This window comes from uncultured Cohaesibacter sp., assembly GCF_963556055.3.
Lineage (GTDB): Bacteria > Pseudomonadota > Alphaproteobacteria > Rhizobiales > Cohaesibacteraceae > Cohaesibacter.
Window position 1 is genome coordinate 24,340 of record NZ_CAUVYE020000012.1, and the last position, 25,716, is coordinate 50,055.

Genomic DNA, 25,716 nt, shown 5'->3' on the forward strand with positions numbered 1-25,716 from the left:
AAGACACGCAAAAAACTGAAATTTTTTGTTCTTTTACGTCCTTTATTCCGCCGATAATTTTGTCTTGCAAAGTGATCAGCACCAACCTTAGGCTTAGAGAAAATGAAAAAAATAGGCAAATGCACAAAAAGTTATCACTCAGATACCCGTTTAATAGCCACCGGCCGATCACCGGCGGAAAATGATGGTTTTGTGAACCCGCCCGTTATTCATGCTTCAACAGTTATTTTTGAATCTACCGACCAATTATACTCAGGTAAAGCTAAGTATTTTTATGGACGAAGGGGAACTCCGACAACCAACGCCTTGACAGATGCCCTTACCGATCTGGAGGGAGCTAGCGGTACGGTTCTCGTGCCTTCAGGGCTTGCGGCTTGCTCTCTTGCTCTTCTGGCAGCGGCGAAAAGTGGTGATCATGTTTTGATCACGGACAGTGTTTACCAGCCGACGCGGAATTTTGCCGAGCTTGTTCTGGCTCCAATGGGCGTGGAAGTGGACTATTATGATCCCCTCATCGGCGGCGAGATCCATACGCTGTTCAAGGACAACACCACCGCGGTCTTCACGGAGTCACCCGGCTCCCAGACTTTCGAGATGCAGGATATCCCGGCCATTGCGAAGGCCGCTCACGAGAAGGATATTCTCGTTCTTCTCGACAATACCTGGGCGTCTCCGCTCTATTTTGACAGCCTCGCCAACGGTGTCGACATGACCATTCAAGCGGGTACAAAATACATTGTCGGCCATTCTGATGTCATGCTCGGTACGATTTCAGCCAGTGAAAGAGCCTGGCCACGTCTGGACGAAGTCCATGGCGCAATGGGCTATCATGTTGGCCCGGATGATGTCTATCTTGCCTTGCGGGGGCTGAGGACAATGTCCGTGCGCCTCAAGCAGCATCAGCAAAACGCCATGGAAATCGTCAAATGGCTCCTGGAGCGTCCAGAAGTTGACCGCGTGCTCTATCCGCCGCTCGAATCAGATCCGGGCCATCAAATCTGGAAACGTGATTTCACCGGTGCTTGTGGTCTTTTTGGTGTCGTCCTGAAACCTTGCCAGAAGGAACAGGTTTTCGCGATGATCGATGCTCTGGATCTGTTTGGGCTGGGCTATAGCTGGGGTGGCTTTGAAAGCCTGATTACCTATGTTGATCCGCGCGGATATCGAACTGCGACCGAGTGGACTGAACCGGGCCAGTTGATCAGGTTGCATATTGGTCTTGAAGACCCTGCCGATCTGAAAGCGGATCTTGAAAAGGGATTTGCGGCCCTTGCTTTGCAGAAGTAAACAGCTGTGTTCATTCAAGAAAAAGGCAGCTCCGGCTGCCTTTTTTGTTGCTCAAGCTTAGCGTTCCGATTGTTCCACGTCACTGTCATCGCCATGGGGCATGGCTTTTGCCTTGTTGATTCGGCGATAGAGATAGACGCCGAGCAGACCGGAGATAACGAATAATGTGATGCCGACGCCGATTTGTGAGGTCTGGTCCACCTGAACACCGCTGCCCATCAAGGCAAAAATCGCGGTTTGTGGCAAGTAGCCCACTGCCGAACCGAGAAAGAAGGGAAACGCTCCCACATGGGTGACACCGGCTACGAGATTTGTGGCGACGTTGCTCCCCACGGGCAGGAAACGGATCAGCAGAGTGGTGACAAAGGGACTGTCTGCAAGGATATTTTCAAAGCGCGCAACGCGTCTACCGAAATTTCGTTGAACAAATTCGCGTCCAAGGATCCGGGCGTAGGTGAAAGACAGAACACAGCCGCATGTTGTTGCCAACACGGAAAGAGCGGTTCCGCCGACCATGCCAAACGCATAACCACCCATGAAGGAAATGGCCTGACGTGGAAATCCGACAGCGGCAAGTAGTCCGCCCATGGCGACAAATAGCAAATAGCCAAAGCTGCCCTGCCCCTTGACCTCGGCATCGACCCAATGCTCATCGAACATTTCACTGATGCCCAAAGCCTTGAGAGAGTAACCGATTGCAACCAATGTCATGATCATGATCATGCCCTTGAGATAGGGGCGGACCATGGCAAGTTTGCCATCATTGTTCAGTTGAAGACGTTCCGTCATGTGCAATTTTTTCTGGCGAGGCCCGTATTCAGGCATCTGTTCCGTTCTGGCCGCTGAGATCGATCTCCGAAAGGATGGGTATCTTTTTGCGTCGCTTGCGCAGCCACAAGACACCGAACAGGTCAATGATGCCGACCCAAAGGCGGTCGAAGATTCCATATTTCGACATTCCATGGGATCGGCCCCGGTCAACCACATCGATATGAACGACCTTCAGGCCTTCGCGCACGACGAGGGCAGGCAGAAACCGATGCCAGGCTTCGAAAAATGGCAAGTTGAGAAAGACCTGACGTCGGATGACCTTGAGCCCGCAGCCGGAGTCCCTTGTATTGTCCTTGAGCATGGACTGGCGGATGGTGTTTGCGAGGCGAGAGCCGTATTTTTTTACGAAACCATCCGTGCGTTTCATGCGCTGGCCAGCAGCAAGGGCATAGTCCGGGCCACCTTGCTTGAGCGCGTCGATCATCTGGGGAAAGAAAGCGGGATCATTCTGACCGTCACCGTCAAGAGTGGCGATGAACTCGCCCTTCGCATAGAGCAATCCGGACCGGACTGCATTGGATTGGCCGCAGGAATATTCGTGACGCAAGTGCCGCAACCATGGACGCGTCTGGCTGGCATCCCTGAGGAGCATGTCCGTGCCGTCATCAGACCCGTCATCGACGATGATCAACTCAAATGCGCGCTCGGCCAGAGCCTCTCCAACTTCATCTATAAGGAATGCCAGATTGTCTCGTTCATTTTTACAGGGAATGACCACGCTCACTTCTAGTGTGTGTGGCAGAGGCGGCAAGTTTGAGAGCATGACGGCGTCCTGATTATGTCTCGTATCCGGCAATCCATGCCGGATGCTTCTGCTTGTCGTTTTTGTTGTGTTTCTCGAAAGATTGACCGAGCGGATCAATATCTCAGAAAATACGACAAAATGATGATATCCGGTGCGCCAATTGACGAAAACAGGAAGACGCCCATGATTGCACACTCTTTAGGCTGTTCGACGGAATAAGTGAAGCGCTTTATAAACAGAGGTGAGCGATAGTCCGCTATTTGTGGGAAGTCTGATTAACCCGTCTTGCACCCGGAACAAAAGTCGACGGTGCACGCACCATTTTGCAAACAGCCACGTCACACCCGCGCCAAATGCAAAGCCAGCCACTGTATCTGACGGGTAATGTGCCCCGACCATGATGCGGGAAAAGGCGATCATTCCCGCAAGGAAAAGCCATAGCCTCTTTTGTTTTGGAAACAGCAGCACCATGATGATGGCCATGGCGCCTGCCGTAGCCGAGTGTCCCGATGGAAAACTCTGATATCCGTGATTGATGCCCGGTGGGTCAAAGAAATAGGGTCCCAATTCGCCAAAGAATTTGGGGCGTGCTCTGCCGAACATCACTTTGATCAGATTGTTCAAGAGCCCGGAACCGGCAATCGCCACAAATATGAAAAGACCGAGCATCTGAAACCGATACAAGATCGACCTTACTGCGTATCTTGTCGCGCCTGGCGGAAGAAAGGCGATAACGATCACCAGCAAACCCGAGGGAATGAGCGTATAGTCCGATTTTCCAAATCTCGAAATGGTTCTGAATATCGAATAGAGCCATTCCGGCAACAATGGTTGCCAATGCCCTGCCATGGTATCAAAGAACAGAAAACTCAAAACAATCAGGGAAAGGGCCACAAACAGGAGTTTTTTCCATTCAGGCTCGGTCACACTGTTCAGATCGCCATATGCCTTGTGCGCCCCGGAACGGTGAGCCAGCAGGGCTTTGAAGGCTTCATATTGGCGCTTGGCCTCATTGGCACTCTGTTTCAAAACGGTGTTCGATAGCATGGGGCTGCGCTTCTTGTTCCTCGATCACTATTTGGGGCTACTGCATTTTCAATCGGTATAGGCCAAAGGACTGCCAGTCGCCGCCATTCAGTTTGTAGCCCGTGAACTGATGAATGTTCTCTACGGCCCCTTCTTTCTTGGCTATGCGTTCAAGAAATCTCTTTTCTTCAGACTTCTCTACAATTGCGACGCGGCACCCTGCTTCCAGAAGGAAGTCGGCGGTTCTTGCCGCTGTCGTCATCACGGTGTCCGTACCCATCAGAAATACGAGGCTGGGCTCGCTATATCCGGCGCTTGCCACCTCTACGCTTTCACATGGTTTTACGCGCTCCACGGCTTCGACCATCTGGTTCGAGATCCAAACAGAGCGGAATTCGGGAAAGACCGTGCCATGAAGAGAGAGATACAGCACCGGGGCGACGAGACAGGTCAGAACGAAGGACGCCATGACGCGCCCTCTTTTGAAGATCGCATAGGCGAGCAACGCAAGGCCTGTTGCGACCAGTCCGAGCCCCATGGCCGCGGGATTGATGATGCCTTCGATGACAGCGAGACCGATGGGAGCGCCAAGTCCAAGCAGGATGGCAGCTATGGGAACAAGCAACGCCAGAATTTTGCCCCAGAGACTATTCCACGATGTCGCACGCGCCTGAAGTGCATGGGCCGTCAGGATGGCCATGGCGGGCATCAAGGGCAGCACATAATGGGGTAACTTGGTCGGAACAAGTTCGAAGAGGATCCATGACGGCAAAATCCAGCACAGGGCGAAGAGAACCGCCTTGGATTTGCGCTCTTTCCAGATCCAGACAATTGAGAGAATGAAGAATACCGATGTTGGCCAGAATGTTCCGATACTGGCCCCCAGATAGGTGCCGGGAGGCGCACCGTGAGACTCCTTGCCCGTCGCGACTTTCCCCAGCATGTCCGTGCCAACCGCATCGAAATAGAAAGCCCAATCGGTGTGAATTCCGATGATGATAAACCATGGCAGTGTCAGAACGAGAAAGAGAGGGACGCCATATTTCCAGCCCGTTCCCTTCAGCCAGGCAATTGAACGCTCAAGGATTGAAAGAAGCACAATTGTCGCGCCGCTCACGATCAGGATGATGGGCCCCTTGATCAAAACGCTTAACGAGAACGCACACCACAGCAGTATGCCCTGCCCTTTGGTCAGTCCTTCCTTGCGATCATAAAGCTCCCATATGAGCCACTGAACCGCCAGAATAGTCGCCAAGAGCATGGCATCGGTTTTTGCAAGGCGTGCCTCAACGCCGAGCAGAATGGCTGCCGCCATTCCAATTCCGGCCAGAAAACCCACTCGTACCGAGCTCATTCTGAGGCCGATCAGGAATGTCAGTCCCACGCTCAAAATGGCACCTGCCAGGGACGGAAGACGATAGACCCAGATGGGAGCCTCTTCATTCATGCCCGTGGCCTTTGCGCTCAGGACTTGCAACCAATATATGCCGACCGGCTTCTTGTATCGAGTGCTGTCCTGGAAACGGATATCGATATAGTCTCCGGACTCCATCATCTGTTTGGAGGCCTGAGCAAAACGGGCTTCATCGCGATCAACTGGCGGTATGGAGTTGAAGCCAGGCAGAAAACAAACGAGCGCGAAAAGCAGAAGGGCCATCAGTGCCTTGATGCGCGAAGAGCAAAGTGCGAACAACCATGCCTCGATTGAATCACTGAGCGTGGCGATCCAGTCATGCTCCTGCGGGGAGTTGGTGCCGGAATCTGGCGCATGGGTATGACTTGCAGGGGAGTTCGGATCGACGGGATAAGGTCCAAGATCTGACATGTGCGCCTCGTTTCGGGTCAATGCTCGAGCCCCCATGCTCGAACCAGTTTTCTGTGTTCACGTCATAACGGATTTATGAAGAATTGCACAGCTCTTCGCGCAATTCTGATGTGAAAACACGAAAAGAAATGACGGTTCTGCCATTTGTCGTGCCAATTAATGAGGCTTCTTTTCAGACAGTGTTGGCAGTGGTGGCAGCCCCGCAAGTCACCCTGTGGTTGACTGGGTTTCTGATTTGTTCAGAAATGACGTTTTTATTATGACTGCGGCGCAAAAAAGTCACGTTCACGCGCAAATTTTCACCTTTTGTTATCAATCGGCTTTCATTCTCCCCTCGAGAATATTAACAATAATCCTTATACTAATTCAAAAATAAATACCCGCACCAGAACAGCTGCCATGCTGTTTACCCTTTTTACCCTTCAGAGTTGTAACCAGCTATGATTACAAAGAAATTTCAAGAAGGACGTGCACTACACAAAATGTTTCGCGTCTTGATCGCAGATGACAGTGCGCTCTTTCGCGGAATCGTGCATAAGGGAATACAAGTACATCGCGACAAGCGATATCTCGATATCAATTTTGCATCTGACGGCGCAGAAGCACTGAAGATTCTCAATCAGAAAGAGATTGATATTGCTTTCATAGACATCAACATGCCTCATCTGTCAGGTCCACAACTCGTCGCCGAACTTCCTGAAACGCGGTCCAAGAATTGTCTGGTTGTCGCTATTTCGGGGAATATGGATGTCAAGTCCGAGGCCGTCTTGCAGGAATATGGTGCTTACCATTTCATGCAGAAACCCTTTCGCGCACAAGATGCCGCCGATGTCTTCATGACATATATTGTCATGACCGAAACCTACCCGATTCTTGTGGTTGACGATTCTGCGACCATGAGAAAAATTACCCGCAAGGTTCTCGAAAAAAGCCGGTTTTCTTTCGAGATCTTTGAAGCGGATAGTGCAAGAAATGCCCTGAAATCCATTTTGGAACGTAGGCCAGATCTGGTCCTTACCGATTTTCACATGCCAGATGTCGATGGCCTGGAACTTGCCGGTTCAATCAGAAGCGTTACCAATCGTATTGGCATTTACATGATGTCGACCAGTGATACGGATCACCTGGAACGATCTGCCGCCTTTGTCGGCATTACGGGTTTTCTTAAAAAGCCCTTCAGTGCCGCAGATATCGATAGTATCATGCATAGCCGGTTGGGACTTGATACACCCAAGTTTGGCAAAACACGCGCCATGTTCAGTTTTCTTGAACGAGATTTTGATATTTCGAGCGAACTTGCGGAAGAGAGCGATCGTGAAGAAGAGGCAGAAGAAGACTGTCATTTGGAAAAAGTTCTGATCTGACTTGATGACGGCTGTCCATTGCCGAGATTTTACGATCAACTCGAACGGTATGAGAGCAACCATATGGCAGAGATTGGTCCTGCGCGCTTTCCAGCTTCAAACAGTCATGGCACGTCTCTTGACCGGCAGACAGCGCCAATTGGTGTCTTGATGCTCGATACCCATTTCAAACGGCTGCCCGGTGATATCGGCAATGGGCGCAGTTGGAAAACACCCGTTCTTTTCAAGACGGTGAAGGGAGCCAACCCGGATAGAGTCGTATTTGGTGGTGCTCAAGACCTGCTTGTTCCCTTCCTTCAAGCCGCTCAGGAGCTGATCGATGAGGGCGCAAAGGCAATCACGACAAGTTGCGGATTCCTTGCTCTTTATCAAAGAGAAATGGCGGCAGCTCTGTCTGTTCCGGTTTTCGCAAGCAGTCTGTTGCAAGCACCCGTGATCGAGCGCATTCTTCCCGCTGGCAAAAAGGTCGGCATCCTGACCTTTTCGGCTCGGTCCCTGACCAAGCGGCATCTGCTTGCGGTTGGGGCTGACCCGTCAACGGCGATATTCGGAGTTGCGCCAGACAGTGCCTTTGCGCAATATTTCGGTGATCATTCAAATGATGATGCCGATGTTGAGCTGTTGAAGAGAGATGTTCTCGATGCGGTGCGGATCATGTTGAAGGAGGATCCGTCAATCGGCGCGATCCTGTGCGAGTGCACCAATTTGCCCCCCTTCTCTGCTGCCATTGCAAGAGAGAGCGGTCTTCCGGTTTTTGACATCATGGGGTTTGTTGAATGGGTGGCCCGGAGCCTTTGTCCACTTGTCACCGACGAAGTGACAGATTTTTCGTGATAGACCACTGTTATGGAAAATGGTGACCCCTGAAGGATTCGAACCCTCGACCTGCTGATTAGAAGTCAGCTGCTCTATCCAACTGAGCTAAGGGGCCTTGTTTTTCCGGCGCAAAGGCTAGTGAGTCCAGTTCCCTTCAATTCTTGAAGTCGCAAAATTGTCGGCATACGCCTTGGTGATTTTCTTGCGATCCTTTTGAGGCATGACCTCGAAGGCAACCTTGTTTCGCGTGGCATAGTCAATTGCCATTTGCAGCGTATCAAATTGCAATCTGATTTGCTGATGCGCGTCAGACGCACCCACATGCCCTGTCAGAGGATCGATGATCCCGGGCGTTGCGGGTTCGAACACCAAATGCCAGCGATTGGACTTAGCCCGACCGGACTGCATGGCATTTTTTGCGGGTTTGAAGATGCGCGCTTTTGTCATGCTGACCTACTTGTGAGACCGCCCCCATGCGGGAGCCGTGTCAGTGTTTACAAATGGTCGGAGCGAGAGGATTCGAACCTCCGACCCCCTGATCCCAAATCAGGTGCGCTACCAGGCTGCGCTACGCTCCGATCCAATGACCCCGCTTCTGAAATACATCGAGAAGCAGAATGGCGATTGCATAGCAACAGCGCTCAGAGGGAGCAAGCTGAAATATCGTATGCCAATTATTTTCACGAATTGGGTGTGAACAATTGATGGCGCATTTTATCGCCAATCTTGATACCGAGGCTTTTCGCCGTGCCTTTTGGTGTCTCCAATACATAGCGAACCGGCCCACCAGACCCGATGACGGATTCAGACAAGGGGGTTGTTGCCGTCACGATATGGGTGATTGTCCCGGCTTCATTGATGAAAAACATGTCGAGTGAAATGTAGGTGTTTTTCATCCACATGAATACCGGTTCCGTCGCTCCGAAATCAAACAGCATGCCATGTTGAGGTGCGAGCGAAGTGCGAAACATCAGCCCCTTGTTGCGTTCCTTTTCCTCAAGCGCCAATTCGACCTTGAACAGCAGATTGTCCTTTTCGGTCTGAATGACGAGCGTTTGTGGATCGATCAACCGTTCTTCTATCTGCTCGGGCGTGATGCTCAATGCCTGAGAGCTTTGTGGCGCTTCTTGCGCATCAGCTTGCGATGATGACAGACAAAGAGAAACCATCGAGAGCGCAGCAAGCACAGGTGCGGCTATGCGAATGAAACTATTCATGGATTTACAATGTTACCTTGAGGACCAATTCATGAGAAACGAATGAAGGCGCGATTTTTTGGCAGCATCATACGTCCGTGACACGCCCATTTCAATTTCTATGTAAAGGAACGTCTGCTGCAAATAATGAAAAGCTCCCCCTATCCAGCGATAGCAGAGAGCCCGGTGTGAATTATACGCAGCTGAACTCAGTGGGAAGACGGAATATGAGCACCGCTTGACGGGCGAATTTCGGTCGCCATTTTCCCTTTTGGACTTGGGCCATAGCGCACCATGACTTCCTGATGAGGACGCAATTCGGTCAGGCCAAACAGACGCAGCGTTTCCATGTGAATGAAAATGTCAGGAGTACCCTCACCTTGCGTAAGGAAGCCGAAGCCCTTTTCGCGATTGAACCATTTGACCCATGCTTTTTCCAACTCACTCGTCGGTGTAACCTTCACATGGGTGTTGGCTGGCGGCAATTGGGAGGGATGGATCGCCGTGCTTTCATCCATGGAAAGGATGCGCAAGGCCTGGAGCCCTTTCGGCCCCTTCAGAACTTCGCATACAACGCGAGCACCCTCATAAGCGGTGCGATAGCCATCTCGGCGCAGGCAGGTAACATGCAGCAGAATATCGGAACTGTTGTCGTCCGGGATGATAAAGCCAAACCCCTTGGCCACATCAAACCATTTGATCTTTCCGGCAACTTGTGTGACGTCCAGAGACGCATCATCAGCAGCACCTGCATCAAGAGGTTGCAGCTCCGGGTCGATCTTCACCCCCATATCCTTGCCTCAACTTAACTCTGTAGCCTCGTTCCCGACTCAATACCATGGTCGATTCTCACGGGCAGAATATCATCTTGACCGAGGTCTGCATCAAGAAAATTTTAACTTTTTGTCTTATTTTGCTCTCTGCTTTGAATCACACTGTCAGACTTGACAGTTTGTGTGCATCAATCAAGGCAAATGCTCAGGAAAGCGACATTATGGTCGGCCATGAGCATTATTCGCGATCATGCCGCACCTTGGCTCTCATGGGTATATGCGAGGCATTGGCCAAGTGCCTTGCCACGAGCCCTCCTAATCAGACCACATGCTCCATGATCGGACCAATTTCATCGTGAATGCACAAGTCTGCCAGATGATCCATCGGTGTGGGGTCTCTGTTGAGTATGACGAGTTTAGCGCCATTCTGTTTGGCGATCTGTGGCAAGCCGGCTGCCGGGTAGACAACGAGCGAGGATCCCATCACAATGAAAAGATCGCAATCTGCGGCTTGATGCATGGCGCGCATCATGGCGTCTTCCGGCATGGCCTGTCCGAAATTGATGATGGCCGTTTTGACCAGTCCCCCGCATTTTGGACAGCGTGGTGACTTACCGGTGCTGTTGATGTGGGTCTGGGCCTGACGAAGGCTCATTTCGGCATCGCAATCAAGGCAGGTTGCGAATGTTCCGTTGCCATGAATCTCGATGACATGATCGGGATCAAGTCCGCTGCGCTGGTGCAGGCCGTCGATATTCTGTGTGATGGTGCAGACCAGCTTTTTGCGCTCCGACAGACGAACCAGGGCCATGTGACCCTCATTGGGCCTTGCCATGTTGAATTCTTCCACCTGAATGAAACGCCGCCGCCAGTCTTCCAGACGGGTTTCTTCACTTGAAATGAAATCATTATACATGATCGGTTCCATTTTGGCCCAGAGGCCATCTGGCGACCGGAAGTCGGGAATCCCGCTTTCGGTGCTGATTCCGGCCCCTGTAAAGGCTACTATGTGGTCGGCATGATGGATCATGTCCAGCAGTTGTTCGGTTTTTGAATTCTTGTTATTGGAATTCATGTTATAGATCCTAAATGTTCAAGGTCACCCAACTCTCATGCGCCAAGGAGACCGGCTATGAAATATCTGCATACAATGGTTCGCGTCAGCAATGTAGACGAATCGCTCGACTTCTACTGTAACAAAATGGGCCTTAAGGAAGTTCGGCGTAGCGAAAATCCGAAAGGGCGATATACCCTGATTTTTCTGTCCGTTGATGGCAGTTCCGAAAATTGCGTCGAGTTGACCTACAACTGGGATCCAGAGGATTATGATGAGGGGCGCAATTTCGGGCATCTGGCTTATGAAGTTGATAACATCTACGCGTTTTGTCAAAAGCTGATGGATTCCGGCGTTGTTATCAATCGCCCACCTAGAGACGGAAATATGGCGTTTGTTCGGTCACCGGACAATATTTCCATCGAACTCTTGCAGAAGGGCGATCCTCTCCCGGCGCAGGAGCCCTGGCTTTCCATGCCGAATACAGGCAAATGGTGACGCTCAGTTCGCGTCTTGATTGACTTCAGGCTCGCAATTCCGGCTCTTGCATGAAATTTGCAAGAGCCTTTTTCTTGACCAGAATTCGCGTGGTGTTGATCACCCCACTCTATCACTTGGTATGATCATGCAGTTCTCGGAAAGATCCGGTTTTGCACCAAGCCCGCCGCGTTCTATAATCTGGACAGAATCCATGTTTATGCGTTTCCAGAACCCAAACCTGCAAAATGAATGGAAGGAAATGATACCTCTATGGCCGCTCCGTCTGATGCTCTGTTTTTCTCTGAGGCAATTGTCTATCTGGGAGCCGCTGTGATTGCTGTTCCGATTGCCAAGAAACTTGGTGTCGGAGCGATCATCGGATATCTGGTCGCGGGGATCATTATTGGTCCTTATGCGCTAGGCGCGATCAAGTCGGTCGAGACTGTAACCCCCATCGCGGAACTCGGCGTTGTCCTGCTTCTGTTCGTTTTGGGGCTGGAGCTGAACCCGAACCGGCTTTGGCGCATGAAGAGCGACATTTTCGGGCTTGGTTCAAGTCAGATTCTGCTCACCGGCTTTGTTCTGTCCGGAATCTTGACAAGCTTTGGTCTTTCAAGGGATGTCGCAATGGTTGGTGGCTTTGGCATGGCGCTATCGTCAACGGCGTTTGCGGTTCAGATCCTGAAAGACAGGGGGGATTTTTCTTCTGCCTACGGCCAGAGGGCATTTGGCATATTGCTCATGCAGGATATCGCGGTCGTGCCTCTGTTGGCTATGGTCGACATTCTTTCACCAGCCGGGCCCAAACAAAGCGATGTTTCTGTGATGGAGCAAATCGGCATTACCATTGCCGCTGTTTTGCTGGTGATCGTTGTTGGTCGGTATCTGCTTTCCCATCTCTTCTCGATTCTGGTGAGTACGCAAGCCCGCGAAATCATGTTGGCGGCGGCTCTGCTGGTCGCGCTTGGTAGCGCCGCCCTCATGCACTGGGCAGGCCTTTCGATGGCACTCGGAGCCTTTCTGGCCGGGATCATGCTGGCAGAATCGAGCTATCGTCACACGCTTGAGGCCGACATTTTTCCGTTTCGTTCGTTGCTCATGGGCCTGTTCTTCATCACGGTTGGAATGACGCTCGATCTGCCTGTCACGCTGTCTCACTTGTGGCTTGTCCTGCTTGGCGTTGTCATCGTCATGGCCGTGAAAGGGCTGATCCTTTGGTTGCTTGCCAAAGTTACCGGTTCATCCAATTCCGACGCCCAAAGCATCGCGGTCGTGCTGCCTCAAGCCGGAGAGTTCGCATTCGTCATATTTGCCGCCGCGACAGCTTCTGGCATGGAAAGCAGATATTTTTCGCTGATGTCGGCGATTGTCATCCTGTCGATGGTTTTGACGCCTCTCGTAGGCAAGGCATATGGTTTCTATCTGGAACGGTATCCGCAAGCTGAGGAAGAGGGTTCCGGCACGATGATGGAAGAGTTTGACGACCAAGGGCCTCAGGTGATGGTCATCGGGTTCGGACGCTTTGGCATGGTGGTTGCCCAGATGTTGATGTCCGAGGGCTTGCGTGTTGTGGCCATCGATAATAGTCCCCGTCGGATTACCGCTGCAAGACGGCTTGGTCTGCCGGTTTTCTATGGAGATGCGACGCGCGAGGATGTTTTGCGGGCTGCCGGTGGGGATGATGCCATGCTCATCGCCCTGTGTGTCGAGAAAGAAGCGGTCATGACCCAGACGATCAATCTGGTCAAGACCTCCTTTCCAAAGGCCAAGATCTTCTGTCGCGCGACCGACCGTGCCCACGCATTGCAACTGGCCATGCAGGAAGTTGACTTTCATATCCGCGAGACTTTCGAGAGCGGCATCACCTTTGGTCGCGAGGCTCTCGATCAGTTGGGTATTTCCAATGAACGCATTGAGGAGATCGAGGAGGATGTGCGTACGCGCGACCTGGAGCGTATGGTCTATCCTTCCCAGAAGGGCAACCACAGCCCGTCGATGATGGACCCTTATCTCAAGCATCCAGACCAGAAGCAGCAAGACAAAAAGAACGATCAGCCGCCGTTGTGAATGGGCATGCGGCTTGCGCGATCTGGCTATTGAACGGCGAGCACCATGGCTGCGATCATTCGGCACGACCGAAGACATGTCGGCGTGCCGAATTCTGGTGGGGACTAGTCTTTCGGAATGTCGACCGGATAGTCCGGATACTGGGCCCACTCATTCATTGAGCCGTCATATAGCCGTACAGACTTGTTGCCGAGAATTTCGTGAGAGACGAACCAGCCCAACGAAGCTCGATGCCCGGAATTGCAAAAAGCAACCTGCTCGCCACTCGTTGGAACATCATGTTTTGCGAAGATTTCTTCGACCCTGGATTTGGGCAGGAAATGGCCGCCCTGAACAGGCTCAACCAGCAAGCTGAAAGGAAGATTCTTTGCGCCAGGAATCGTGCCGGGCCGGGTTCCGCCTGCTTTTCCATAAAATTCGGCCGGTGAGCGATAGTCGACCAGTGAGGTGCCCTTTTCCCATTCGGCCAGAACATCTTTTGCCTTTGGCGCCATGCTCAAGTCTGGTTTGGCGACATAGCTTGCCGGGCTGACGGTCACTGTCTGCTTTGACCATCTAGCGCTTTTCAGCTTGCTGAAAGCAATCAGCCCTCCGTCGAGAATTGATATATTTTCATGTCCCAAGACTTTGAAAGTCCAATAAATGCGGGTCGCAATGGCAATTTCACTGGCATTGAAACCGATGGGTGCCAGAATGACATGCGTATCATTGTCGATCCCCAAAGATCCGATCAGTCTTTCAAGATATGGCGTGTTGGGAAGGACGAGCCCTTCTTTCGGCTTTGGCTGTCGCCAGCGTGCAAATTGGGAGTTGACGGCTCCGTCTATGTGAATTTTCGCGTAGCCTTCGGGTTGTTGCAAGTCGATGACACGCAAATTTTCATCCATGAGATGATCGTTGAGCCACTGAGCCGATACCAATGGTTGTCCCGCTTGGGATGGGAAAAGTCCCCCAAACAGAAAAATGGAAAAGAGAAAAGCAACGCGCACCAGTCTGGTGGACGCAACGCTCCACCAGTTGATATGAAACCGGAAATCTGAAGTCATTAAATGGCTGCCTATTTGTTTTGAAACTGTCTTTATAAAGCAGCTTGTAACTTACCGAAAAAAGACGAGCAAGAAAACAATTACAACAGCAAGAGCGATCAGCCCCCACATTTCTGTCCCGCCAAAGACTCCACGCGCGGCGGCCTGCTCGGCCTCCTGTTCAAGTTCGACTACAGGATTTTCGGCTTCATGCAGAACGTCTTCAAATTCGGGTTTGTCATTTTTCATGCCGTTCCCTTTCTTTGTGAATTCCTTTGTGAAGTTTTCGAAATAACCGGCCACCAGTTTCGTGACAATTTCGGGATCGCTTGAAATAATTTTACCCTTCATGGTCGTGGTGACAATTGTTTCCTGTTCAAGAACAGTTTTCCTACCCACTTTTCTGAATGTGATTTTCTGCTCGCCTTTGGGCATTGCAACATTCGGATCAGTGCCTTGCCAATTGATCTCGATAGCCGGACTTGAGGCTCCGTCATCAAAGAAGTGGAAGAGATATTGTACGGATTTGCCCGGGAAAACCCTGCTGTCGATGGTTATCAAACGCGTATGGTCATCGATTGTTTCAATCGCAGTACAGTTCGGAATATTGGACTTCAGGCTATCGGGATCTTGCAACCGGCGCTTGATGGTGCGGTAATTCGCATCGATTATATAAGATCCGGTTGATTTCATGTGATTGTCCCCTAATTCTCACAAATCGAACAAGCTACGCGTCTGTTTTGGTTTGTTTCTAATTATATCATATTGAAATGATTGCGCTCAGGGTAAATTGTGCAAAAGTTACAATAGTTACAGATTGTGAGCTTCCTGGCTAACATGATCGCGTTGTCCGATCGTGATCGAAGAGGACCCCGCCGGGCTTGACGAGCCTGCACGATCACTTTGACACCCTGCGATTCCGCTCTGGAATCCCGGTGTCATGTCTGATATCACACTCGCCTTGATGCCAGAGGAGAATGATATGAGTTGTCAGCCTGACGAAATGGCCAAACCTGTCAAAGTCAGACGTCCTGACCGATCTGAACTGCTGATGCCTGCGGGCAATCTTGAAAAACTCAAGATGGCGGTGCTGTATGGCGCAGACGCGATCTATATGGGCACACCCGACATGTCCCTGCGCACCAAATCCCAGATGACGCTGGATGACGTTGTCGAGGGGATCGAGTTTGCGCACAAGCATGGCAAGCGGGTCTATCTCACGCTCAATCTCTTTTCTCACAACAAGGATATCGACAAGCTGCCGCAATATGTCGAGACCGTCCGCAAGGTGAAACCGGACGGGCTGATTGTGGCGGATCCCGGTGTCTTCATGTTCGTGAAGGCGCAGGCGCCCGAGTTGGAGCTTCATGTTTCGACCCAAGCCAATGTCTGTTCCTGGCAGTCGGTGAAGTTTTGGAAAGATCAGGGTGCGAGCCTTGTTGTCATGGGCCGCGAGGTGTCCTATCCGGAGCTTGCTGAAGTGCGCGAGAAATGCCCGGACCTCAAGCTCGAGGCTTTCATACACGGCTCTATGTGCATGACCTATTCGGGTCGATGCCTGCTGTCGAACTTCATGGCCGAGCGCGGTGCCAATCAAGGGTCCTGCGCCAATAGCTGCCGTTGGAAATACAAGGTTCACATGAAGATGCGCGACGGCACCGTGCGTGAACTCAAGCTCAGCGAAGAGAATCTCGAACTGTTCGATTTCTTTCTGGAAGAGGAACAGCGACCGGGCGAACTGATGCAGATTGTCGAAGATGAGCGCGGATCCTATATCCTCAACAGCCGTGATTTGTGTCTTATGCCGAAACTGCCGGATCTGCTGTCGATCGGCATTGATAGTCTCAAGGTCGAAGGTCGAGGCAAAAGCCCCTATTATGTGGCGATTGTTGCCCGCGCCTACCGAATGGCGATGGATGACTGGTTCGCCGATCCCGAGAATTGGGATCCCGAACTCTATATGGAAGAATTGGCGACGGTGCCGAACCGTGGCTACACACTTGCCTTCCACGAAGGCCGTCTGACCAATTACGCCCATGGCTATGAAGAGACTTCGACCTTTGCGGAATGGGAGTTTGCCGGAATGGTCAAGGAGGTTCGGGAAGATGCATTTATCGTGCTGGTCAAGAACAAGCTGGAAGCCGGGGATGTGTTCGAGTTTGTCTCCCCTCACCTCAGAGCCCCCATCGCCATTCGTCTTTACGAGTTCGAGGATGCCAAAAATGGCAAGGTGACCGATGTTGTCAATCCGGGCACCAATCCTGAAATTCGCGTGCCCTTTTTGCTCTTTGATCACGAAGACCCTTCCATTTTGCGCGAGCATGTTCCCGTCATGACAGTGGTCAGGAAGGAACGCGCCCTCACCCCCGCCCAATGGGCCCGTCTGAAGCATGACGGCGAAGCTCATGACCTGGAAATGGGCAAGGGCGACGAAGGGCTCTATCAACGCAAGAAAGAAAAATTGCAGGAAGCGGTTGACGCAGACCAGACAAAGCGCAGCAAGAAAAGCCCGCGCCTTGGAACCGAGGGCTGTTGTGGTCGGGGATGCAATGGCTGCATGGTATTCTGGCATGATCCCAAATATGAGAAAGCCCGCGCAGCGCTTGCCCGCAACGAACAAGGCAAACTGTTGACAAAACAACAGGCGCGTCAGGAAGTCATACAGAAGGATGCCTGAGGGATGCTTGTGACAGGGGGGGGCGATATCGCATTTGAGGGAAGGAACGACCTCCCCTTCCCCAGTAATGCTTGATGCCTGACGCTATTCCGCGGCGATGATGCGGGCCTGCATGCAATGGTCGGTGTGATGCACAAGATCGCCAAGTTCAGCGATTTTCTCGATCCAGCTGCGAATGACGGACGGGTCTGAGGGAGCGGCCTGAACACCGGCCTCGAGTTCGCCCTTCAAAATGGCTTCGGTCGCAAGACTGACAGTGATCGAGACGAGACGGGCCATAGCGCTGGAGTGCCTTGTTCCTAGGCTGTCGATGCTTTTCGACTTGTGCCACAAGGTAATGCCATCGCGGCTCACTTTCAGTTCAACACAAAGCACGACACGGTCAAACTCGCCCAGATCATAGGCGTGGTCGGACCATAACCGGTCGCTCAGAAGTCCAAGTTTTTCCTCGACTTCGTCGGCCTCGGTGGTATCAATCGTGTCGAAGATGTCCTTCCATGCCTCGGCCCAACCATCAAGCCGCAAGGTGCCGCGGACAAATTGTTTGACGGACCAGCTTTCATCAAAGCCATAATGGTGCATGAAGGGCAGAGAGTCCCTGTTGGGGTAGGACTGGAATTTCTCAACTGACCCGGCCGTTTCGACAAAATAGTCTTTGACTGCGTGCCACGGCTTGTCGATTTGTACGACCTTGCCATCCGAGATGGCTTGTGCGGGGCTTTTCAGTGCCTTCAGAACGCCAAGGGGTGACCAGCTGAACTTGTATTTGAAGTCATTTGCAATGGCCGGAAAGCCGCCGCAATAGGACTGGAAGTCATGGTCATTTTCAGGATCGAAATAGGGACTGTTGCGATAGTCATCAAGCAGGAGATGCGCCAGAAGATGATCTATTCCCGGATCAAGGCCAACTTCATTGATGAATGTCAGCCCCTCTTGCCGCGCTTTTGCGTCCAGGTCTGCCATTTCAGGACTGATATAGGAGGAAGACACGAAATGGGCCTTCTTGGCGAGGCAAAGCTTGGCGTATTTTACATGCATGCTTGCGGGCAGCATGGAGACAAGGATATCGCCGGGTGCGATGACGGCGGCCAGATCGTCGTCGGAGGCCATGCGGATATCGAAATTTCCCTCAAGACCCTTCGTTGCTTCTTCGGCCTTGCGAAGATCTCGCTCCCAGAGGCAAATCCGGTAGTCTTTGGCGATGATGCGGCGGATGCCGGGGACAGATGCCAATCCGGCTCCAAGCCAATGAATTGTGCGAGTGTTATCAATCATAAAAATGCTCCGACATAATGAGTTTCATTTTACAATCGTGGCTATCATCACCGGGGACATGTCACGGGTTGGCAATTTCTTCTTGAGAGGCTCGATAGTGATCCTGTGTCAGGATGCTGCACTCTGAAGAGCGCCGGTTTCGAGGGCTTCTCATACTGAAGTTTTTCGGAGCTTTACGCCAAATGGCTAATGGCGCAAGATAGTTTGCTGGCTAAATTGGCAATGTGACGAGCGTATTTGGCAAATTGATGACAGAATTGCCCCGATTGACGAAAATGCCGGAATATTATGCATGCCCATTATTTGGGCATTGTGCATATATGCCCTCACCTCCTCACTATTACGGATATGAAAAACAAAAAGCCCGGATTGCTCCGGGCCTGTTGCTCTTTTTCAATCAGATTCGCCTTGCGCGGCAGGTGTCGATCATGCCGTGTGTTCGGTCAGATGAAACGCATCGCCGTAGTTTCTCAGCTCTTCAAACCAGTGATCTATCGTAGCCGGATCGGAAGGGGCAGCCTGCACCCCAACGCTCAACACCTTGTCCAAGATCGACTCAACCGCAAGGCTTACAGTGATGGACACGAGGCGAGCCATGGCCGAGAATTCCTCATTGCCCTTGCTATCGAGAGCATAATCCTTGTGCCAGACAACTTTGCCATCCCTGCTTGCCTTGAGTTCCACAACAAGAACGACACGGTCCGGTTCTCCTGCGTCATAGGCATGATCAGTCCAGAGTTGTTCACTCATGGCGGCGAGCTTGTCGTCGCCATCGGGGCCAGCCAATTCGTGCTCTACGAAATTGAAAATATCGCTCCAGGCGTCGGACCAGCCATCAAGCCGCAAGGTTCCGCGAACGAAGGTATGCATGTTCCAGTTTTCATCCATACCGTAGGCCGTCATGAAGGGAAGCGAGTCCCTGTTCGGATAGGACTGGAAAAGCTCAGACCCGCCGGGAAGATTTGCGGAATAATCCGATATCGCATCCCACGGTTTTTCCGTCTTGATGACCTCACCGCCGAGAATAGCAGTTGCCGGGCTCTTGAGAGCCTTCAAGACGCCAAGCGGCGACCAACTGAACTTGTATTTGAAGTCATTGGCAATAGCCGGGAAGCCACCGCAGTAGGAGCGAAATTCATGGCTGTTGCCCGGATCGAAAGCAGCGCTTTGTTTGTAGTCGGACATCAATTTGTGCGCCAGCAGGTGATCAAGACCGGGATCTAGTCCGACTTCATTGACAAAAGTCAGATCGAGTGCCCTGACCTTTTCATCAAGGGCCGCCATTTCTGGACTGATATAGGAGGAAGAGACAAAGTTTGCCCCTTTTTCAAGACACAGATTGGCGACTTGCAGATGCATCGTGGCCGGTAGCATGGATACAACAATGTCTCCCTTGGAAACGTCGTCGGCAAGGGCCTGCATGGTGAATTGCTTGACCTTGAAAGCCCCTTCAAGGCCCTTTGTTGCAGCTTCAGCCTTCTCGATGGTGCGGTTCCAGAGTGTAACATTGTCGTTTTTGGTTATAAGTCGGCGAATGCCCGGAACTGATGACAGTCCGGCACCGAGCCAATGAATTTGAGGCATATTGCTGTTCCCATTTTTTGCTTGTTTGTGTCGGGTATATCAGTAAAAACGTCGGTTTTAAATCGGTAAATTGCCACAATATGGGGTAATTGCGACAGATTGCTCACCACCTTGATTTTCCAAGCCCGACTCGCAATAAAAGCGTTAAAAAGATGCTTGTGATCCTCGGATTCGCGAAGAAATGAAAGATCTGCGTTGCATGCTGACCGATATTGAAATTGCCCGAAATGCCTCCCTGAAATCGATATTTGAAATCGGCGAGAGCCTATCGATCTCCCCTGATCAACTCATTCCATTCGGACATGACAAGGCCAAGTTATCCGAAGCTCTTATTGCCGGATTGTCCGCGAAGCCCAATGGAAAGCTGGTCCTTGTTACCGCCATTTCACCCACGCCGGCGGGGGAAGGTAAAACGACCACCACGGTCGGCCTCGGGGATGCGCTCAACGCGATTGGCAAAAAGGCATCGATCTGTTTGAGAGAAGCTTCTCTCGGCCCCTGTTTTGGCATGAAAGGCGGTGCGGCTGGCGGTGGCTATGCTCAGGTTGTGCCCATGGATGAAATGAACCTTCATTTCACCGGAGATTTTCACGCTGTAACCTCGGCCCACAATCTGCTTTCGGCCATGATCGACAATCACATCCATTGGGGCAATGAATTGGGGATTGATAGTCGCCGTGTCAGCTGGCGTCGCGTGATGGATCTCAATGATCGTTCTCTGCGTCAGATCACGACAGGGCTTGGCGGAGCTGCCAACGGTTATCCTGCCGAAAGCGGGTTCGATATCACGGTCGCCTCGGAAGTCATGGCCATTCTCTGTCTCGCAGAAAATATCAGGGATCTTCAGGATCGGCTCGGTGCCATCGTGATCGGTTATCGTCATGACAAGTCCGCCGTGACCTGTCGCGATATTGGGGCTGACGGAGCCATGACCGTTTTGCTCAAGCAGGCTTTCCAGCCCAATCTTGTGCAAACGCTCGAACACAGCCCGGCCTTTGTTCACGGAGGGCCCTTTGCCAATATCGCTCATGGCTGCAATTCTGTTGTTGCTACCAAGGCTGCACTCAAGCTGTCCGATTACGTCATAACAGAAGCCGGATTCGGAGCAGATCTCGGCGCTGAGAAATTCTTCAATATCAAATGCCGCAAGGCGGGTCTTGTTCCTGACGCAGCGGTCATTGTCGCAACCGTTCGTGCTTTGAAAATGAATGGTGGTGTCGCAAAGAAAATGCTCGGAACCTGTGATGTCGATGCTGTTGTTCGGGGGTGTGCGAACCTTAAACGGCACATTGAGAATGTTGCCAAATTCGGAGTGCCTCTGGTCATCGCCATAAATCACTTCGACACCGATGACGAATTGGAAGTCGAAGCGGTGAAGCATAGTGTCGAGCAAATGGGGTATGAAGCCATTGTATGCACGCATTGGGCGGATGGGTCCAAAGGGGCCATTGAACTTGCACAGAAGGTCTCCGACCTTTGCGAGCATTCAAGAACGCAGTTTTCTCCCTTGTACAAAGACAGTCTTTCACTTCATGCCAAGATTGAAAAAATAGCGAAAGAGATCTATCGGGCGGACAGAGTGAGGCTTGAGAAAAAGGCCGAGGAAAAACTGCGGCAGCTTGAAGCGGATGGCTTTAGAGCGCTTCCCGTCTGCATGGCCAAGACACAATTCAGTTTCTCGACCGATCCGAAGCTGCTCGGGGCTCCAACAGGACACAATGTCGTCATTCGAGATATCAAGCTGGCCGCCGGGGCCGGATTCGTGATCGCTCTTTGCGGAGACATCATGACCATGCCGGGCCTTCCTCGCAAACCGGCAGCTAATTCTATCCACCTTAATGACAAAGGCGAGATTGAAGGCCTGTTCTAAGACCGTTATAGGTGGAAAAAACAATCCCTGTTTGAAAGAGAGCAACAGATGAGTGCAATGCGCATTGACGGTAAGGCTATTGCCGCTGAACTGAGGGAAAAAATCGCGCTCGAAGGCAAGAAGCTGATCGATGAAACCGGGGTGACACCCGGCATCGCAGTGGTCATTGTCGGCGAAGATCCTGCGAGCAAGGTTTATGTCGCGTCGAAAGGGAAAGCTGCGCTTGAATGCAATTTCCATTCGGTCGAACATGCGCTGCCTGCAACAACCAGCGAGGAAGAGCTTCTGTCTCTCGTTCAAAGCCTGAATGAGGATGCATCAATTCATGGCATTCTGGTGCAATTGCCCCTGCCCGATCACATTGACGAGGGCAAGGTTCTCGAGTTGATTCTGCCGGAAAAGGATGTCGACGGCTTTCATCCCATCAATGTGGGGCTGTTGACGACCGGCGCACGCGACAAGGCACTTGTTCCCTGCACGCCGTCAGGGTGCCTGATCATGGCCCGTCGCTGCCTTGGAGATCTGAACGGCAAGTCCGCGGTGGTGATTGGACGTTCCAACATCGTCGGCAAGCCCATGGCAGCCCTGCTCCTTTCGGAAAACTGCACCGTCACCATAGCTCACAGCCGCACCAAGAACTTGCCTGACGTTGTGCGCGGCGCTGATATAGTTGTTGCCGCCGTCGGCCGCCCTCAGATGGTCAAGGGTGACTGGATCAAGGAAGGTGCTGTCGTACTCGACGTGGGAATGAACCGCATCGCAGCACCGGAGCGAGGCGAAGGTAAGACCCGCCTTGTCGGGGATGTCGATTATGACAGCGCCGCCGAAAAGGCCTCTCATATCACGCCTGTACCTGGCGGTGTGGGCCCGATGACCATTGCTTTGCTCATGGCCAATACACTGACGGCGGCCCGCCGCGCAGCTGGTCTTGAAGATCTCGATTACGCCGCTTTGCTGGGCTAGTCGCACATCGACGATTGGGTATCAGCATAAGGTCTCAAGGGTCTGAGCTCATTGAAATATGTATTGTCCCGTTTTATATTTGAACAAAGACCAGATCGGTCTCATGGAGTGAATTATGGCCAAGCAAGACGTCACTGAATATCTTATTGCCAAGGTGAAGGCAGAAGGGTTGCTCGAGGGGTATAAAAGGGCACGCAAGCCCAAACCACCCAAGCAGACTGATGATACCTTCCTGAAGGCCGGTTATCGTATTCTTGAAGAAACCGGTTCTATGCCGCGTGAAATCGAACTGAAAAAGGCAATCGCCGATCAGTTTGAAAAGCTGCACGAAGCAACAACGGAAGAACAAAAAGAAGAAGAGTTTCGCAAATTGGCAGAACTGCAAATGGTTCTGAGCGTTGAGCAAGACGCGCGCCGGAAATTCTATACTGAATAGACCTTTCCAATGCATGCTTCTCGTGAAAAGACAGCCCGCCATTTCGGCGGGCTTTTTTTCGGGCAAATTAACAGGAGATCTGTTTGCGCTTCTGGACCGTAACGCATCGACAGGTGTCGTTTTGTTTCAATATTGAGTATATTTGTATAAATTCTGTTTCTTCTAATTATTTTGAATATTTGTAAGTTATATTGCCAGATAAAGAAAACTATGTCCGACTTTGTCAGCCGAAGATCAACGGATTCATCTTGAGAGTTCGGATTTTCATCAACGAAAAATGGGGAAAAGCTGCGAATAGTGTGACTAAAAAATGGCAAGCGACAAGAAAGAATGGCCTTAAAAATATGCAGCTTGTCTTTTTGAAGCGATCATAACGATCGGTAATAAAAATATTGCAAGTCTCAAAATTATATTTAATTTCATAACATTAGCGTCCGATATTGATAATATTGCAAAGACTATTTGTAACAGTGAGATGAGTTTTTTCAGGCGACGAAATTCTATTCTTTCGGTTTTGCTGGCTATGATGTAGTCTTCAGGGGTTGGTTCTTTCTCAAAGTTGGACAAGAGGGAACCCCGTGGCAGCCACGGAGCTTTCCAACACAGAGAGAAGACTATCCCCTGCCGTATATGAGGTACGCCAGGGAAAAGGCCCTAAGTCAAAAGGAAATCTAAGATGGCAACCGGAACTGTTAAGTGGTTCAATCCGACAAAAGGTTACGGCTTTATCGAGCCGGCGGAAGGCGGAAAAGACGCCTTTGTGCACATCTCCGCGGTTGAACGTTCCGGCCTAACAACCCTTACCGAAGGTCAGAAGGTTGAATATGAAATGGTCGAAGGTCGTAATGGCAAGGAAAATGCAGACAACTTGAAAGTTGTTGGATAATTGTCGACCCAACTGATCATTGAAGGCTTTAAATGAATTATGAAACCCTGATGGGAACATCGGGGTTTTTTACGTTTCAGGGCTATTCAAAACAGCCCTGCCCCACCCGACCTGCCTCAAGGATTTCCAACATGGCCGGGCATCTCTGGGTATCTTGATTGTGCCTTTTTCAAGCAGTCTCAAGCCGGGCCTTGAATCTCTCAGGTCTGAGCCCCGATAGAACGGGCAAAGCTCATCACCGAAGCGGGAGATTGCTGGCGATGAATTTGTTCCGCCATGTATCGCATATAGGGATCCATATGCGAGAATATCGCCATATATCCCTCGCAAAGATGGTTGTGCCATTTGCCCTTTATGTTATGGATCCGGTGTTTGGGACATCCGCCATGGCAGGCAAAGCGCCATGAACATTGAAGACATTTCTTCGGGAGATCCGCCTTGGCCATGCCAAATGCCTTTTGCTTGCGGTTGCTGATCATCGAGGCAAGATTGTCCCGTTTGATATTGCCGAGCCGATGTTCGGGATAAACATAGTGGTCGCAGGAATAGACGTCGCCATTCATTTCGATCACCAGCGCCGAACCGCATGTCGGTTGCATAACACATAGAGAGGCTCTCTCACCAAGCCATGTGGCGAGGGCATTGTCAAACATCTGAACGAAGACCCTGCCGACATCGCGGCGAACCCATTCATCAAAGACCCCAATCATGAATTCGCCGTAGGCTTGGCCTGAAACGGACCAGTCTGTTACCTCGGCGGTGTGGCTTTCGGTTTGGGGGGGGAGCAATGCGCCGAACATTGTGCCTTGGAGGCGTTGTTCGACGGCGGGAATGAACTGCACAAACGTGGCTCCCAGATCTTTTGTGAGATAGTCATACACCTCACGCGGATGTTGTGCGCTCGTGGCATTCACCACAGCGAGAATGTTGAACGCGACGTCGTGCTTCTTCAGCAGTTCGAGCGCGGTGACAACCTTGTCATGCACGCCTTTGCCGTTGCGAGCAACGCGATGAGTATCATGTATATCCGCCGGGCCGTCTATTGATATCCCGACAAGAAATTCGTTCTGTTTCAAGAATGAGGCCCAATTTTCATCGATAAGCAGCCCATTGGTTTGAATGATGTTGCGAACCGTCTTTCCCTTGGCAAAGCGGGTCTGAAGCGCCACGGCCTTTTCAAAGAAGCCAACACCGGCCATTGTTGGCTCGCCACCCTGCCAAACAAAGTCGACATCCGTTTCCGGGCTCGCTTCGATATAGGAGCGGACATAGGCTTCCAGGGTTTCATCATCCATGCATCGTTGTTGTGAATGGGATTTGAGAGTTCCGGCGTCCTTTTGCAAATAGAAGCAATAGTCGCAGGCGATATTGCAACGAAAGCCAGTCGGTTTGGCCATGAGATGAAAGGGACGGCGGGCTATGGAACGGGACACTCAAAACTCCTTGGTATTATCGCCGGTCCTTTCATGCGGTAAACGCGGGCTGCAAAGAAGACGGCGCGACAAGCCTAACCGATGCCATAGTATCTTGATATGA

23 protein-coding genes and 2 tRNA genes are annotated in these 25,716 nt (G+C 51.5%); 10 read left to right on the top strand and 15 right to left on the bottom strand.

Going from position 1 to position 25,716, the window contains the following annotated elements; all coding sequences use genetic code 11:
• Positions 1-102 precede the first annotated feature (102 nt).
• Positions 103-1,287, top strand: a complete 1,185-nt coding sequence (gene metC / locus ACHZB8_RS06470) for a cystathionine beta-lyase (RefSeq protein WP_316859448.1) — start codon at positions 103-105, stop codon at positions 1,285-1,287.
• Between the two features lie 57 nt (positions 1,288-1,344).
• Here the strand turns inward: metC and ACHZB8_RS06475 are convergent, their stop codons facing one another.
• The 4 genes from ACHZB8_RS06475 to ACHZB8_RS06490 form a co-directional block, all read right to left on the bottom strand.
• Positions 1,345-2,076, bottom strand: coding sequence for a VTT domain-containing protein (locus ACHZB8_RS06475; protein WP_316859449.1), 732 nt, complete (start codon positions 2,074-2,076; stop codon positions 1,345-1,347).
• 28 nt (positions 2,077-2,104) lie between these two features.
• Entirely contained in the window at positions 2,105-2,881 is a 777-nt protein-coding gene (locus tag ACHZB8_RS06480; RefSeq protein ID WP_316859450.1) for a glycosyltransferase family 2 protein, read from the bottom strand.
• A gap of 180 nt (positions 2,882-3,061) precedes the next feature.
• A complete protein-coding gene (locus tag ACHZB8_RS06485) occupies positions 3,062-3,910 on the bottom strand; it encodes a phosphatase PAP2 family protein (RefSeq protein ID WP_316859451.1) in 849 nt (282 codons plus the stop codon).
• A 37-nt stretch (positions 3,911-3,947) separates the two neighbouring features.
• A complete protein-coding gene (locus ACHZB8_RS06490) occupies positions 3,948-5,714 on the bottom strand; it encodes a glycosyltransferase family 39 protein (RefSeq protein ID WP_316859452.1) in 1,767 nt (588 codons plus the stop codon).
• Between the two features lie 482 nt (positions 5,715-6,196).
• On the opposite strand from ACHZB8_RS06490, the gene ACHZB8_RS06495 reads away from it, so the two are divergent.
• Positions 6,197-7,078: a response regulator gene (locus ACHZB8_RS06495; RefSeq protein ID WP_316859453.1), complete on the top strand. Its 882-nt coding sequence runs from the start codon at positions 6,197-6,199 to the stop codon at positions 7,076-7,078.
• Positions 7,079-7,141: 63 nt separating this feature from the next.
• A complete protein-coding gene (locus tag ACHZB8_RS06500; protein ID WP_316859454.1) occupies positions 7,142-7,912 on the top strand; it encodes an aspartate/glutamate racemase family protein in 771 nt (256 codons plus the stop codon).
• A 20-nt stretch (positions 7,913-7,932) separates the two neighbouring features.
• Here ACHZB8_RS06500 and ACHZB8_RS06505 read toward each other — a convergent pair.
• The 6 genes from ACHZB8_RS06505 to ACHZB8_RS06530 form a co-directional block, all read right to left on the bottom strand.
• A tRNA-Arg gene (locus ACHZB8_RS06505) sits at positions 7,933-8,009 on the bottom strand.
• Between the two features lie 20 nt (positions 8,010-8,029).
• A complete protein-coding gene (locus ACHZB8_RS06510; protein ID WP_316859455.1) occupies positions 8,030-8,341 on the bottom strand; it encodes an NADH dehydrogenase ubiquinone Fe-S protein 4 in 312 nt (103 codons plus the stop codon).
• A gap of 54 nt (positions 8,342-8,395) precedes the next feature.
• Positions 8,396-8,472, bottom strand: a tRNA-Pro gene (locus ACHZB8_RS06515).
• 102 nt (positions 8,473-8,574) lie between these two features.
• A complete protein-coding gene (locus ACHZB8_RS06520) occupies positions 8,575-9,111 on the bottom strand; it encodes a DUF192 domain-containing protein (protein WP_316859456.1) in 537 nt (178 codons plus the stop codon).
• Between the two features lie 188 nt (positions 9,112-9,299).
• A complete protein-coding gene (locus tag ACHZB8_RS06525) occupies positions 9,300-9,881 on the bottom strand; it encodes a cold-shock protein (protein ID WP_316859457.1) in 582 nt (193 codons plus the stop codon).
• Positions 9,882-10,182: 301 nt separating this feature from the next.
• Positions 10,183-10,938 (bottom strand): Sir2 family NAD-dependent protein deacetylase, encoded by a 756-nt coding sequence (locus ACHZB8_RS06530; protein ID WP_316859458.1) that lies wholly within the window; start codon positions 10,936-10,938, stop codon positions 10,183-10,185.
• A 57-nt stretch (positions 10,939-10,995) separates the two neighbouring features.
• Here ACHZB8_RS06530 and ACHZB8_RS06535 point away from each other — a divergent pair, with 57 nt between their 5' ends.
• Together ACHZB8_RS06535 and ACHZB8_RS06540 are read left to right on the top strand one after the other, a co-directional pair.
• Positions 10,996-11,415, top strand: a complete 420-nt coding sequence (locus ACHZB8_RS06535) for a VOC family protein (protein ID WP_316859459.1) — start codon at positions 10,996-10,998, stop codon at positions 11,413-11,415.
• Positions 11,416-11,667: 252 nt separating this feature from the next.
• A complete protein-coding gene (locus ACHZB8_RS06540; RefSeq protein WP_316859460.1) occupies positions 11,668-13,464 on the top strand; it encodes a monovalent cation:proton antiporter-2 (CPA2) family protein in 1,797 nt (598 codons plus the stop codon).
• A 104-nt stretch (positions 13,465-13,568) separates the two neighbouring features.
• Here ACHZB8_RS06540 and ACHZB8_RS06545 read toward each other — a convergent pair whose 3' ends face one another.
• Positions 13,569-14,510, bottom strand: a complete 942-nt coding sequence (locus tag ACHZB8_RS06545; protein WP_316859461.1) for a rhodanese-like domain-containing protein — start codon at positions 14,508-14,510, stop codon at positions 13,569-13,571.
• 51 nt (positions 14,511-14,561) lie between these two features.
• Positions 14,562-15,182 (bottom strand): hypothetical protein, encoded by a 621-nt coding sequence (locus ACHZB8_RS06550; RefSeq protein WP_316859462.1) that lies wholly within the window; start codon positions 15,180-15,182, stop codon positions 14,562-14,564.
• Between the two features lie 247 nt (positions 15,183-15,429).
• On the opposite strand from ACHZB8_RS06550, the gene ACHZB8_RS06555 reads away from it, so the two are divergent.
• Complete coding sequence (locus ACHZB8_RS06555) at positions 15,430-17,166, top strand: U32 family peptidase C-terminal domain-containing protein (protein WP_316859463.1); 1,737 nt, start codon at positions 15,430-15,432, stop codon at positions 17,164-17,166.
• Positions 17,167-17,250: 84 nt separating this feature from the next.
• Here ACHZB8_RS06555 and ACHZB8_RS06560 read toward each other — a convergent pair whose 3' ends face one another.
• A complete protein-coding gene (locus tag ACHZB8_RS06560) occupies positions 17,251-18,441 on the bottom strand; it encodes a saccharopine dehydrogenase family protein (RefSeq protein ID WP_316859464.1) in 1,191 nt (396 codons plus the stop codon).
• Between the two features lie 426 nt (positions 18,442-18,867).
• The gene (locus tag ACHZB8_RS06565; RefSeq protein ID WP_316859465.1) at positions 18,868-20,025 is read right to left on the bottom strand and encodes a saccharopine dehydrogenase family protein; all 1,158 of its coding nucleotides are present in this window, start codon (positions 20,023-20,025) and stop codon (positions 18,868-18,870) included.
• Positions 20,026-20,206: 181 nt separating this feature from the next.
• On the opposite strand from ACHZB8_RS06565, the gene ACHZB8_RS06570 reads away from it, so the two are divergent.
• From ACHZB8_RS06570 to ACHZB8_RS06585, 4 genes are all read left to right on the top strand, one after another.
• On the top strand, positions 20,207-21,895 hold the full coding sequence (locus ACHZB8_RS06570) for a formate--tetrahydrofolate ligase (protein ID WP_316859466.1): 1,689 nt from the start codon (positions 20,207-20,209) through the stop codon (positions 21,893-21,895).
• Between the two features lie 48 nt (positions 21,896-21,943).
• Positions 21,944-22,858 carry a bifunctional methylenetetrahydrofolate dehydrogenase/methenyltetrahydrofolate cyclohydrolase FolD gene (folD, locus tag ACHZB8_RS06575; RefSeq protein ID WP_394706132.1) on the top strand — a complete coding sequence of 305 codons (915 nt, stop codon included), beginning with the start codon at positions 21,944-21,946 and terminating at the stop codon, positions 22,856-22,858.
• Between the two features lie 115 nt (positions 22,859-22,973).
• Complete coding sequence (locus ACHZB8_RS06580) at positions 22,974-23,294, top strand: hypothetical protein (RefSeq protein ID WP_316859467.1); 321 nt, start codon at positions 22,974-22,976, stop codon at positions 23,292-23,294.
• Positions 23,295-23,970: 676 nt separating this feature from the next.
• A complete protein-coding gene (locus tag ACHZB8_RS06585) occupies positions 23,971-24,180 on the top strand; it encodes a cold-shock protein (protein ID WP_114011246.1) in 210 nt (69 codons plus the stop codon).
• 200 nt (positions 24,181-24,380) lie between these two features.
• Here the strand turns inward: ACHZB8_RS06585 and ACHZB8_RS06590 are convergent, their stop codons facing one another.
• Positions 24,381-25,613: an anaerobic sulfatase maturase gene (locus ACHZB8_RS06590; protein WP_316859468.1), complete on the bottom strand. Its 1,233-nt coding sequence runs from the start codon at positions 25,611-25,613 to the stop codon at positions 24,381-24,383.
• Positions 25,614-25,716 lie beyond the last annotated feature (103 nt).